Below are 12,632 nucleotides of genomic sequence, written 5' to 3' on the forward strand. Positions count from 1 at the left end.
GGTCGGGACGAAGGAATGGTCACAAGCGGCCGAACAAAGGAATGAGATCCCTTTCTACCTCGGAGCAGTGATGGCCCCGGAGTAGCGGCCTGGCGTGCCCGCATGGCCAGCGAAGCCGGCAAGGCCCAGTACCAGGCCCGCACGATCTGCGAATGCATCCATGCCCGATGGCGGAACTGGGACCTCAGGCAATTGACCGTCCGCGGCATCGAGAAGGTCCGAGCCGTCGTGCTCTGGTACGCCCTCACCAACAACATCCTGCAAGGACACCGGCTCGCAAAAGCATAGGCAGCACAGCTATACCCGACATCCGATACCGATGTCCTGACATCAACGGGACCGGCGCTCACCCCACTTTGATGTCAAATGCCCAAATGGCTCACAGGCTCTACGTTCCGGTCTCGCGGAGAGACATCACAAGGGGAAAGACCGTCACGCCCGCGGCATGCTCGCAGGGCGCACCTCGCGCGCCTGCGCCGCCAGCCTGATGCCGGCGTTCGCTGCGCCAAAGCCCTGATAATTCCGTCGCTCGACGATCTCGAAGAAGAAGCGCTCGTCGAAGATGTGGGTGTAGACCTGGAAGAACTCGCCGTCGCCCTCACGGTCGTAGAGGATGTGGTTGGCGCGCAGCTGCGCCATCAGCTCGGGCGCGAGGTCGTATTTGGCTTCGATGTCGTCGTAGTAATTGGCGGGGATGTCGAGAAAATCGGCTCCGCGCCTGCGCATCTCCGCGACCGTCGCAAAGATGTCCCGGCACGAGAATGCGACGTGCTGCACGCCTGAGCCGAAAAATTCCGAGATGAAGCGTGCCGGCAGTGTGCGGTTGGCGGAGGAGCCGTTGAGCACGACGCGCAGGCTCTGGTCGGCGTTGACGATGGCCTGGCTTTGCACGAGGCCCCTGGGATCGGCGATCTCCATCTGCGGCAGCCGCTCGAGGTCGAGGATGCCGGTGTAGAACAACAGCCAGGACAGCATCTCATCATAGGGCATCGACTGCGCGATGTGGTCGACGGCGAGCAGCGCATCCGTGTTCGCATCGCTCGCAACAGGCTCGAAATCGGTGTCCCAGTTCTTGCCGGCCTGGTCCAGGAAATAGAGCAGGCTGCCGCCGACGCCGTGGATCGCGGGAATCTCCAGCTCGCCCGGTCCGACCGGCTGATAGAAGGTGCGCGCCTTCAGCATCTCGGCACGCTGCATCGCGAGGCCGGCATTGTCGACGTCGAGCGCGATGGCGCAGACGCCGGGGCCGTGCGTGACATAGTGCGAATGCGCAAAGCCGTCGGTCTCGCTGTTGATGACGAGCTCGACCTTGCCCTGCGACCAGCGCTCCACCGCCTTGCTGCGATGCTGGCCTGTCTTGCGGAAGCCGAGCTGCGAAAGCAGGCGGGCGAGATCGCCGGCCTTGGTCTCGTTGACGGCAAACTCGATGAACCCGGTGCCTCGGCTCTTCGCCTTCGGCGCCAGCGGCTCGGCGGCGAATTTCGGCCAATCCGGCGCCAGCTGGTCTTCCAGCAGGATCAGCGAGCGCAGGCCGTCGAGCGCGGTCTGCGCGGCCGAGCCGGCGCGGAACTGGTCGTTGAAGATCTCCAGCGACAGCGGTCCGGCATAGCCGGTCGCGGCGACCGCGGTCATGAATTCAACGACCGGCAGATCGCCCTGGCCGGGGAAGGAGCGGAAGTGCCGGCTCCAGGACAGGATGTCGAGCTCGAGCTTCGGCGCGTCCGCGAGCTGCACCATGAAGATCTTGTCGCCGGGGATCGAGGCGATCGCGCGGGTGGGAAATCCTGGTGCCAGCGCGTGAAAACTGTCGAGGACGAGGCCGATCGCGGCATGGTCGGCGCGCCGCACGATCTCCCAGGCATCGCGATAGTCGCCGACATGGCGGCCCCAGGCCAGCGCCTCGTAGCCGACCCGCAAGGAACGCCTGGCTGCGCGCTCGCCGAGCTCGCGAAAATCGTCGGCGGCACGGTCGATGCCGCCGACCGAGGCGGGCGAGACGTTGGAGCAGATCAGCAGGAGATCGGTGCCGAGCTCCTGCATCAAATCGAACTTCCGCTCGGCGCGAGCGAAGTTGCGCGAGCGCTGCGGCTCGGGCATGCCCTCGAAATCGCGGAACGGCTGGAACGCGCAGATGTTCAGGTTGAGATCGCGGCAGAGCTTTGCGATGTCGCGCGGGCTTGCGCCGAACGACAACAGATCGTTCTCGAAGATCTCGACCGCCTCGAAGCCGGCGGCCGCGATGGCGCGGAGCTTCTCGTCGAGCGTGCCGGAGAGCGAGACAGTAGCGATCGAGCGCTTGTTCATGCCGCACTCTCCTCCATCGCGCCGCCGAGGAAGAGCTGGCCGATGCGCGGATCGTTCAGGATGCGCTTGGCGTCGTCGACCATGCGGGTCTGGCCCAGCTCGAGCACGATGCCGATGTCCGAAATTTCCAGCGCCGACCGCGCGTTCTGCTCGATCATCAGGATGGTGACGCCGCGGGAGCGCAAGGACTTGAGGATGTCGAAGGTCTGCTGCACCATCAGCGGCGAAAGGCCGATCGAGGGCTCGTCGATCAGCATCAGCCTGGGTTCGAGCAGCAGCGAGCGGGCGATCTCGAGCTGCTTCTGCTCGCCCCCGGAGAGGGTCGAGGCCTGCTGCGCCGACTTCCGCCGCAGCGCCGGAAACAGGTCGAGCGCCGCCTCGATCCGCTTCGGCAGGTCGAGACCCTTCCCGGCCGCGACGCCGCTGAGCTCGATATTGTGGCGCACCGACAGCTCGGGGAAGATGTTGCGGCCCTGCGGCACGTAGCAGATGCCGGAATTGAGCAGCGCGCGCTGGCTCAAATTGGTGACGTCGCGGCCGGCAAAGCTGATCTTGCCCTCGCGCAGCTTGAGCAGGCCGAAGATCGCCTTGAACACGGTGGATTTGCCGGCGCCGTTGGGGCCGATGATGGTGGTGATGGTCGCCGGCGGCACCGAGAACGTGGTGCCGTTCAAGATCGTCATCTTGCCGTAGCCGCCGACGAGATTGTGAACCGAGAGGATCGGCTCGCTCATGGCTCGCGCTCCCTAATGTCCGAGATAGGCTTCGATCACGGCGGGGTTCTTGCGGACCTCGTCGGGGCGACCCATCGCCAGCACCTTGCCTTCCGCCATCACCATCACGCGCGAGCACAGCGACATCACGAACTCCATGTTGTGCTCGATCACGACGAAGGTGGCGTTCTTCTCGCGGTTGATCGCGATCAGGCGATCCTTGAGATCCGCCAGCATCGACGGGTTGACGCCGCCGGCGGGCTCGTCGAGCAGCACGAGGCGCGGGCCACCCATGAAGGCCATGGCGGCGTCGAGCACCTTCTGCTGGCCGTAGGAGAGGCCGCCGGCCGGCTCGTCCGCGAGATGATCGAGCTTGAAGAAGCCGATCATCTGGTTGGCGGCCTCGGTCAGCCCGGCATCGGAGCGGCCGACCAGGCGCGAGGCCATGCTGCCCTGGTGCTCCTGCCCGGCGAGGATCAGGTTCTCGCGCACCGAGAGCTTCGGGAAGACCTGCAGCAGCTGAAAGGTGCGGCTGACCCCTAACTTGTTGAGCTCGGCGGGGCGCAGACCGGTGACGACCTTGCCGTCGAGCTTGACCTCGCCGCCGCTCGGGGTGAGCTGGCCGAGAATGCAGTTGAACAGGGTCGACTTGCCGCAGCCGTTCGGGCCGATCAGGCCGAGGATCTCGCCCTCGCGCACGTCGAAGCTGACGCCGTCGACCGCGCTGATGCCGCCGAAGTTCTTCTTGATCTCCGAGACCTCCAATACCGCGCTCATTGCACCGTTTCCAGGCGCGACTTTGCGATGGCGCGCAGTGCGGACGCCGCCTTGGTGCGGCGTTGGGCGAGATAGCGATCGAGGATGCCAAGGATGCCGGTCGGCGACCAGATCAGCAGCAGCATCACCGCGACGGCGTACAGCATCAGGTAATAGCCCTCGGTGAAGCGCAGCCATTCCGGCAGCAGCACCGCGATCATCGCGCCGAGGAACGGGCCGAAATAGAACCCGGCGCCGCCGACGATCACCATCATCAGGAGGTCGAGCGAGAGCGACAGGTTGAAGGGGACAGGGTCGATATATTGCGTCAGCGGCGCATAGAGCGCGCCGGCGACGCCGCCGAGCGCCGAGCCGATCGCGAACGCCATCAGTGTGTAGCGCCGCGTGTCGATGCCGAGCGATTGCGCGCGCATGGGATTTTCGCGCAGCGCCATGAAGGCGCGGCCCCAGGGCGAGCGGATCAGCCACCACACCGCCAGCGAGACGATCGCGAGCGAGCCGAGGCAGACGTAATAGAAGGGGAGGGGCTTGTTGGTCGCGATGCCGAAAATATGCGGCCGCGGGATGTTGGAGATGCCGTAGATGCCGCCGGTGAGCCAGCTCTCGTTGCGGAACACCAGGAAGGCGAGGGTGGAGAAGGCCAGGGTGACGAAGGCGAGATAATGGTGCTGGACGCGCAGCGCGGGATAGCCGAGCACCCAGCCGACCGCGAAGCTGAGCACGATCGCGACCAGGATCGCCGCCGGCAGCGGCCAGCCATGCGTCGTCATGATCGCCGACGCATAGGCCCCGATGCCGACGAACGCGCCCTGCGCCAGCGAGACCTGGCCGGCATATCCGAGCGTGAGGTTGAGGCCCATCGCGGCGATGCTCATCACCGCCCATTGGCTGAGGATGAACAGGCCGTAGCGGTTGAAGTTCATGGGGATGACGATCAGGCCGGCGATGACAGCGAGGCCGAGCGCGATCTTCAGGGGTTTGCCGAAGCTGCTCATACCGTGCGCTCCTCGGCGCGGCCGAGCAATCCTTGCGGCCGGAACAGGATGACCGCGATCAGGAAGAGCATCGGCACGGCGGCGCGATATTGCGTCGAGACATAAGCGGCGGCGAGATTGTCGAGCACGCCGATCAGGAGGCCGCCGGCGATGGCGCCGCGCACCTGGTTGAAGCCGCCGACGATCGCAGCGATGAAGGCGGCCTGGCCCAGCACCTCGCCGGAGGAGAATTTTGCGAGGTAGATCGGCGTGATCAGGAGCGAAGCCAACGCGACCAGGAAGGCGTTGATCAGGAAGGTCAGCAGGATCATCCGCTCGACGGGCACGCCGATGATGCGCGCCACCGTCGGATTCTGCGCCGCCGCCTGCATCTGGTGGCCGAGCGAGGTGCGGTTGAGCAGCGTGGTCAGGCCGACCACCGCGAAGATGGCGACGACGAGCACGCCGATGCTTTGCAGCGAGACCGCGTGTCCGAGGATGGAGATGTCGCCGGTCGGTACCACAGAGGGGAACGGCGAAGCCTCGGCGCTGTAGAATTGCTTCACGGCTTCCTTGATGCCGATCGCGAGCGCCATGGTCGCGATCGCCAGCGGCAAGACGCCGTGGCGCATCATCGGGTCGACCAGCAGCAGCTTGAAACCGAGCCCGAGCAGGATCATCGACAGCAGGATGCCGAGCATGATCGCGAGCCAGAATGGCGCGCCGGCATGCATCGCCGCCAGCATCAGGAACGCCGGCAGCATCACGAACTCGCCTTGCGCGAAATTGATGGTCTGCGAGGTCTGCCACAGCAGCGTGAAGCCGACCGCGACCAGCGCGTAGATCGCGCCGGTGGCGAGCCCCGCGACCAGAAGATCGAATAGGTTGGACATTTTCCTCTCTATCTTCCCTGGCCTCGCACGCGGCAGGGCCATCGCATATGACATTTCGCGCGACCTGACGCGCGCCTCGTCCTTCGAGACGACCGCTTCGCGGTCTCCTCAGGATGAGGCTAAGCACCATCGTCGCTCGTTGAAGCTCGTGCCGAGCATCCGGTCCTCATCCTGAGGGCCCGCCAACGGCGGGCGTCTCGAAGGATGGCCGCAGGGAAGTCACTACGGTATGCGACTGCCCTGCGGCACTCTACGAGAGGCGAGAGATCTCACTTCACTTTCGGCAGCACCTGCTTCACGACCTGCTTGCCTTCGACCACCTCGACCAGAAAGCTCTGGCGGTCGATGTCGCCGGTGTCGCTGAAGGTGACGTCCATCAGGATGCCCGGCTCGTCCGCGGCCTTGATGGTGAGGCCGTGCAGCGTGTCGGCGAACTTCTTGGGGTCGACCTTGCCCATCTTCTCGGTGGTGGCTTTCACCATGTAGACGGCGAGATAGCCCTTCAGGCCGTTGTGGTCGGGGACATAATTGTACTTCTTGGAGAACTTCTCGCGGAATTGCTTGACCAGGTCGACCGGCGCATCCGTGGTGAGGCCGACATGGCCGCGGGCGCCGTTGGCGGCATCGCCGGCGAGCTCGATCACCTTCTGGCCGATCAGCGTGGTCTCGCCCATCAGCGGCGCGGTGACCCCCTGGCGCTTCAGCTCCTTCAGGATGCGCGCGCTCTCTTCCTCGTTGAGGTAGACGAACACGGCATCGGGATTGGCGGCCTTGATCTTGCCGACGTCGGCGGCGAAATCGGCCTGGCCCGCTTCGGTCGAGAGGTCGGCGACGACCTTGGAGCCGAGCCGGTCGAGCTCCTTGATCACGACGTCGCGTCCGCCGCGGCCGAAATCGTTGTTGACCCAGACCACCGCGACCGTCTTCGCCTTCATCTCGTCGTGGATGTATTTGGCGACCTTCGGCATCGAGGATTGCTGGCCGAACGAGGTGCGGAACAGGAATTTGTTGCCCCCCTGCGTCAGCTCGGCGGCCTCGCCGCCCATGATCTGCGCGATGCCGGCTTCGGCCGCGAGCGGCGCCGTGACCTTCACCGAGCCGGAATAGCCGGGCCCGAGCAGCACATAGGGCTCGGCATCGAGCGCCTTCTGGACCTGGGCGCGTGCCACGCCCGGGTTGGATTGCGAGTCGGCGTGGGTCACCTCCAGCTTGCGGCCGAGCACGCCGCCCTTGGCGTTGATCTCCTCGATCGCGAGGTCGATGCCGTTTTTCCAGTTGGTGCCGACGGTGGCACCGCCGCCGGAAAGCTCGGCGACGTCGGCGAGCTTGATCGCCTGGGCGTGGGCAGCGGTTGCGGTCGCGAAGGCAAGCAGGGCGCCTGCCAGCAGGGTCGATTTCATGAGTCTCCTCCGGTTTTTGTCAGATAGGTCCGTGGCCTTGTGTCCGGCCGCTTCGGTTACGCTGCGTGATAGGCTGCGCTTCGTGCCGCCATCACCTCGTCGAATGCCTCTCCCATGACCTCGGTCGAGGGGGCAAGTCCCGTGAACAGTTCGAACGCGTCGGCCGCCTGATAGATCGCGAGCTCCCGCCCGGTCATGATCTTCGCGCCCTTGGCTTCGGCGGCCGCCAGCAGCGGCGTGATCAGCGGCGAGTAGACCGCATCCGCCACCCACAGTCTTTCGTGCAGCAGCGCGGCCGGAACCGGCATGGCCCGGTTCGGCAACATGCCGACGGGGGTGCCGTTGACGAGACCGGTTGCGCCATCAAGCGCGTCCTCGACGCTTGCAGCGATCCTTGCAGAAATCCCTGTGCCGCCTCGCTGCGCGAGCAGCGAAACGAGCGTCGCGGCGCGCGCCGGCTCGCTGTCGAAGATGCGGATGTCGGCAACGTTCAGGCCCGCCAGCGCAAATGCGATCGCCTTGCCGACGCCGCCGGCGCCGATCACCGCGACGGCGTTCCCCGCCGGCGCCAGCAGCGGCGCCACCGCGCGCGCAAAGCCCGTGGTGTCGGTGTTGTGGCCGGTCAGGCGGCCGTTTCCGACCACCACCGTGTTGACCGCGCCCATCGCGGCCGCGCCGGGCGCCAGCGCGTCGAGCAGCGGGACGACCGCTTCCTTGTAGGGATAGGTGACGTTGACGCCGGCAAAGCCGAGCCGCCGCACGCCTTCCAGCAAGGTCACGAGGCCAGCCGCATCGGCGCCGGCAATCTCGATGAGCTGATAATGACCGCGCAGGCCGAGTGCCTCGGCGGCACGTTCATGCATGGCAGGGGACGCGGAATGCGCGATCGGCGCGCCGATCAGGCCGGTGAGGAGCTTCTTGCTGGCGTATCCGCGCGTGGACATGTGTTCGCTATCGTCTCAAAGGAAGGTTCGGTCCCGGTCATTAGCGGGGAAACCCGCGCAATTCCAAGGGGCTTCCCGGTCGCCGACGATAGCCTGTCCTTAGGCTAACACAATTACCCTTTTATCCGGCAAACCTAACATCATGTTATTTCTTCCGCGCCCGCGCCGAAGCGGCCTTGTTGCTGCCGCGGGACGGCTCGACCGCCCGCATCTCGGCGCGCAGCGCCGCGATGAAGGCCTCGGCATGGAGTGACAGCGGCGCGCCGCGCTTGACCGCGATGTAGGTGTCGAACCGCGTCGGCTCGGCGATCTTCAAGAGCTCGATTCCGGGATAGCCGCCATGAGCCACGGTGAATTGGTCGATGATGGCGATACCGAGCCCCGCCTTCACCAGCGCGCAGACCGTGGTGCCGAAGCGCGCGCGGATGGTGATGTTGTAGTCGAGCCGGTTGCGCGCGAAGATCTCGGCCATGATCCGGCCGTAGGGATCGTTGGGGTCGATGCCGATCAGCGGATAGCGGGTGATCTCGGCGGCCGAGACCTGCCTGCGGCCGGCGAGCTCGTGACCGGGCGGCACGATGCAATACAATTCGCCCGAGGCGAGCGGCATGAAGTCGAGCGCGGAATGCTCCAGCCGGTAGCTCATCGCGACGCACTCGCCGCGGCCCAGCATCAGATAGTCGATGGCCTCCTCGAGCTTGAGGATGTTGATGTCGATGCCGAGATCGGGATAGCGGCGCCGGACACGCTCGATCGCGCGGGGCACCATCACCTGGGAGATGCTGGGCACCGAGCCGATCCGCAGCTCGGACAACCCGCCGCGACCGATCTTGGAGATGATCTCGGAGAGATCGTCGACCTTCTTGTAGACGCCGTTGATCTGCTCGAAGATGTTCTCGGCTTCCGGCGTCGGGAAGTAGCGCCCGTTCTGGCGCTGGAAGAAGCGGATGCCGAGCGAGCGCTCGGTGTATTTGACGAGGCGGCTGATCCCCGGCGCCGAGACGTTGAGCAGCTTCGCCGCACCGCCGATGGTGCCCGTCACCATCACGGCGCGGATCACTTCGACCTGGCGCAGTGTCATCATCTTCCGGCTGTCCCGAAACGTTCTGCGGGATCATGTCACGGAACCGGCGCCGTCATCCAGCGGCTTTACTCAAGCATGGAAATGGCCGTATTTCGGAATCAGGATCTGGCAAACCACGCCGCTCGGACGGTATTCGAGCTTGGTGCCGCCGTTCGGACCGCTGCCCAGGCTGCGCGAGATCAAGGTCTGCCCGAAGCCTGACGTCGTCGGTGGTGTCACCAGCGGGCCATCGCGCTCCTCCCACTCGATCTGCAGCGCGCCGTCGTCGAGCAGCCCGATCCGCCGGACCGAAAGCTTTCCAGATCTGGTCGACAGCGCGCCGTATTTCACCGCGTTGGTCGTCAGTTCGTGGAAGACGAGCCCGAGCGAGACGGCCGTCTTGGAGTCGACGGAGACGTCCAATCCCTCCATCGTGATGCGTCCGCTGGAGAGCGTCGCATAGGGCGCAAGCTCGACACGAAGCACATCCTTGATCTGCAGGTTTTCCCAGGAGGCATTCGACAGCAACGTGTGGGTGGCCGCCAGCGCCTGGATGCGGCCGGAGAACGATTTCTGGAAGTCCTCGATCGTGCGTTCGTGGGATGCGGTGCGCGCGGAGATCGCCAGTACCATCGCCAGCGTGTTCTTGACGCGGTGGTCGAGCTCGCCCATCAGGAGGGCCTGCCGGCGCTCGGCGGCCTTGCGTTGCGACAGGTTGATCAGCGTCACCACGCATCCCTGGGTCCGGTCGCCTGATACGACGAGCGGTGCTGCGCTGATCATGACGTCGGTGACGTCGGCCGCCGATGTCTTCACCGCGGCTTCGAGCCCCTGCACGGGCGTGCCGCTCGCGGCCATTGCGACGATGTCAGCCCCCGACATCAACTCGGAGGCATCGGCGAACGTCAGCTCGATCGCGTCCTCGAACGGCTTTCCAATGGGATCCTGGGCGCAGATCCGTTCGGCCGCCGCATTGATGTGCGTCACCGTCCCGGAGCGGTCGCAGACGATGACGGCCTCGTTGGCGGATGCGAGCACCGACCGCGCCAGCCGCTCCGATTCCTTGGCGGCCGCGATCTGCTCGCGCTCGCTGATGTCCGTGAAGGTGATCGCAACGCCTTTTCCGAAGCCGAAATCGATCGGGGCTCCCGTGAGAAGGAAGCTGCGCTCGCTGTCCTCCAAGCGAACGTGGATCTCGGAGGATTGGCGCTCCTTCAGCGCCAAGGTCAGCAGGCGGCGGAACGTGGTTTGATTGACGGCGTCGAGAATGCCGAGCAGGGCCTGGCCCGACAAAGCGCCCGCCGGCCGATCGAGCAGCTTGTGCAAGGCCTGATTGGCGTAGAGCAACTGGCCCTCGGCATCGAAGGCCGCCGCACCAATATCCATGGCTTCCATGAAGGTGCGGTAGGATTGGCCGTCGCCTTCGAGCGTGAAGACCTGCTCGGTGGCGCCGCCCTTGATGACGACGGCGTCGATCTCGCCCTCACGTATGGCCCGGAGCGTCTCCTCGGCCTCATAAAGCCGAGCTTCGAGCTCTTCCCGGGTCAACGCGGATGCGAGCGACACCACCGCCATCATTCCTCAACCGACAGATGAACGAGAACCTTCTGGGTGTCGGAAAGGTCCCCGATGATCTTGCGAATGGGGACCGGAAGCTCTTTCACCAGAGTCGGAATGGCGACGATGCCATGCTCCCGGGCGAGTTGCGGTTGCTTCTTGAGATCGACGACCTCGACCCTGTACTTGCCGGCCAGGTGCTCGGAGCAGATCTTTTCGAGATTGCGGATCGCGGCGAGCGATTTCGGCGTCTCGCCGGCGACGTAGAGGACGAGCTTGACGGGCTCCTTGTTGACTTCGGCCATGGCTTAGTCCTGCTTCTTCTTGCCGGTCGAGAGGTCCAATCCCCGTCCGCGCGCCAGCGCTGCGGTGTCTTCCCGGCTCTGTTGTTGATAGATTTCCTCGGTGCGGATCAGCCGCTTCAGCTCGGCCTCGTCGGCCTCGATGTCCGCGTTGAGAGCTTCGATCTGGGCAAGCGCGCGGCGCCGCCGTTGTGTAACCTGATCCTGCACGCGGCTGACCTCGGCCTGCCGCTCGGTCTCGGCTCGGCGCGCCCGCGCTTCTTCGTTGCGTCGGGCAGAACCGGTCAGTGCGCCACCCTCGCCGAGATAGGGCTCGAGCAGGTGGATGCCGCTGTCCGACATGACGAATTCGCGCACCTGGTTGGAATGCGAGATGCCGCGCGCCTTCAAGAGATAGAGCTCGCGGTTGAATTCGCCGTTGGCCTCACGGTTGAGAAGGAGGATCCAGCCATCCATCAAGGATGACAAGCCAGCGTCGGTTTCCGCCTGTTGGACACTCGCCAGATGGGTAAAGACGGCGGTAATGCCGTTGGATTTGAGATAGTCGACGATGCGCAGCAACATCGCCTGTACCTCAGCGATGTCGGCCGAGCCGGTGAAGGCGGAGATCGGATCGAGCACGACCAGCTGCGGCTTGAACCTGCCGATCTCCCGCAACATGATCGCGAGGTGCATCTCGAGCGAATAGAAGGTCGGGCGCGCGGCGATGTAGCGCAGCTGCCCACGCTTCAGCCACTTGTCCAGATCCGTGCCGATCGACTTCATGTTGCGGACAGTCTGCGCCTCGGACTCCTCGAAGGAGAGGTAGAGGGCGCGCTCGCCGCGCTTGCAGGCGGCGTCCGCCATCATGCAGGCGAGGGAGCTCTTCCCGGAGCCGGCGACGCCGGTGAGCAGGATGCTGCTGCCACGGTAGAAGCCGCCGCCGGTCAGCATGGCGTCGAGATCGGGCACGCCGGTGGAGATGCGCTCGTCGAACACTTTGTGACCGAGGCCGAGCGAGGAGACCGGCAGCACCGAGAAGCCGTCCTCGTCGATCAGGAACGGATATTCGTTGGTGCCGTGCGCGGTGCCGCGATACTTGACGATGCGCAGGCGCCGCGTCGAGATCTGGTTGTCGACGCGGTGATCGAGCAGGATGACGCAATCGGAGACGTATTCTTCGAGGCCCTGACGGGTGAGACTGCCATCGCCGCGCTCGCCGGTGATGACGGCCGTCAGGCCCTTCTGCTTGAGCCAGTCGAACAGGCGGCGAATCTCGGCGCGCAGGATCGCGGGGTTGGAGAACGCCGAGAACAGGCTTTCGATCGTGTCGAGCACGATGCGCTTGGCGCCGATCTGGTCGACCGCGAATTCGAGCCGCAGGAACAGCGCCTCCAGGTCGTAGTCGCCGATTTCTGCGACTTCGGAAGGATCTATGGCGATGTGCTCGATGTGGATCTTCGACTGATCGATCAACCCCTGGAGATTGAAGCCGAGCGATTCCACGTTGGCGACGATGTCGACGGGGCGCTCCTCGAAGGTCACGAATACCCCGGGCTCGTCATGGAGCCGCGCACCGTTGAAGAGGAAGGTCGACGCGAACAATGTCTTGCCGCATCCGGCCGAGCCGCAGACCAGCGTCGGCCGTCCGGTCGGAAGGCCTCCAAGCGTCAGGTCGTCGAAGCCTTCGATGCCGGTTGCAGATTTCGTGATGCCTTCAGTCATG

Annotated in this window: 11 protein-coding genes and 1 pseudogene; 1 reads left to right on the forward strand and 11 read right to left on the reverse strand. The window is 65.0% G+C overall.

What is annotated here, in order from left to right:
• Positions 1 to 45: 45 nt before the first annotated feature.
• Positions 46 to 288: pseudogene (locus DCM80_RS14255) on the forward strand (transposase); the annotation flags it as partial.
• 144 nt (positions 289 to 432) lie between these two features.
• On the opposite strand, the gene DCM80_RS14260 reads toward DCM80_RS14255, so the two are convergent.
• The 11 genes from DCM80_RS14260 to kaiC all read right to left on the reverse strand — a co-directional run bounded on the left by DCM80_RS14260 (position 433) and on the right by kaiC (position 12,631).
• Positions 433 to 2,304, reverse strand: a complete 1,872-nt coding sequence (locus DCM80_RS14260) for a bifunctional sugar phosphate isomerase/epimerase/4-hydroxyphenylpyruvate dioxygenase family protein (RefSeq protein ID WP_257197524.1) — start codon at positions 2,302 to 2,304, stop codon at positions 433 to 435.
• The gene (locus DCM80_RS14265; RefSeq protein WP_257197525.1) at positions 2,301 to 3,038 is read right to left on the reverse strand and encodes an ABC transporter ATP-binding protein; all 738 of its coding nucleotides are present in this window, start codon (positions 3,036 to 3,038) and stop codon (positions 2,301 to 2,303) included. The genes DCM80_RS14260 and DCM80_RS14265 overlap by 4 nt, the downstream gene beginning before the upstream one ends.
• Positions 3,039 to 3,050: 12 nt before the next feature.
• Positions 3,051 to 3,794: an ABC transporter ATP-binding protein gene (locus DCM80_RS14270; RefSeq protein ID WP_257197526.1), complete on the reverse strand. Its 744-nt coding sequence runs from the start codon at positions 3,792 to 3,794 to the stop codon at positions 3,051 to 3,053.
• Positions 3,791 to 4,789 (reverse strand): branched-chain amino acid ABC transporter permease, encoded by a 999-nt coding sequence (locus DCM80_RS14275; protein ID WP_257197527.1) that lies wholly within the window; start codon positions 4,787 to 4,789, stop codon positions 3,791 to 3,793. The genes DCM80_RS14270 and DCM80_RS14275 overlap by 4 nt, the downstream gene beginning before the upstream one ends.
• The gene (locus tag DCM80_RS14280; protein WP_257197528.1) at positions 4,786 to 5,661 is read right to left on the reverse strand and encodes a branched-chain amino acid ABC transporter permease; all 876 of its coding nucleotides are present in this window, start codon (positions 5,659 to 5,661) and stop codon (positions 4,786 to 4,788) included. Before DCM80_RS14280 ends, DCM80_RS14275 begins: the two co-directional genes overlap by 4 nt.
• Before the next feature lie 269 nt (positions 5,662 to 5,930).
• Entirely contained in the window at positions 5,931 to 7,061 is a 1,131-nt protein-coding gene (locus DCM80_RS14285; protein WP_257197529.1) for an ABC transporter substrate-binding protein, read from the reverse strand.
• Positions 7,062 to 7,117: 56 nt separating this feature from the next.
• Positions 7,118 to 8,005 (reverse strand): shikimate dehydrogenase, encoded by an 888-nt coding sequence (locus DCM80_RS14290; protein ID WP_257197530.1) that lies wholly within the window; start codon positions 8,003 to 8,005, stop codon positions 7,118 to 7,120.
• 145 nt (positions 8,006 to 8,150) lie between these two features.
• Positions 8,151 to 9,089, reverse strand: coding sequence for a LysR family transcriptional regulator (locus DCM80_RS14295; protein WP_257197532.1), 939 nt, complete (start codon positions 9,087 to 9,089; stop codon positions 8,151 to 8,153).
• Positions 9,090 to 9,158: 69 nt separating this feature from the next.
• Complete coding sequence (locus DCM80_RS14300; RefSeq protein WP_257197945.1) at positions 9,159 to 10,643, reverse strand: sensor histidine kinase; 1,485 nt, start codon at positions 10,641 to 10,643, stop codon at positions 9,159 to 9,161.
• Positions 10,643 to 10,930 (reverse strand): circadian clock KaiB family protein, encoded by a 288-nt coding sequence (locus tag DCM80_RS14305; protein ID WP_257179372.1) that lies wholly within the window; start codon positions 10,928 to 10,930, stop codon positions 10,643 to 10,645. Before DCM80_RS14305 ends, DCM80_RS14300 begins: the two co-directional genes overlap by 1 nt.
• A 3-nt stretch (positions 10,931 to 10,933) precedes the next feature.
• Entirely contained in the window at positions 10,934 to 12,631 is a 1,698-nt protein-coding gene (gene kaiC, locus DCM80_RS14310) for a circadian clock protein KaiC (protein ID WP_257197533.1), read from the reverse strand.
• Position 12,632: the final 1 nt, after the last annotated feature.

This window comes from Bradyrhizobium sp. WBOS08 (assembly GCF_024585125.1).
Lineage (GTDB): Bacteria > Pseudomonadota > Alphaproteobacteria > Rhizobiales > Xanthobacteraceae > Bradyrhizobium > Bradyrhizobium japonicum_B.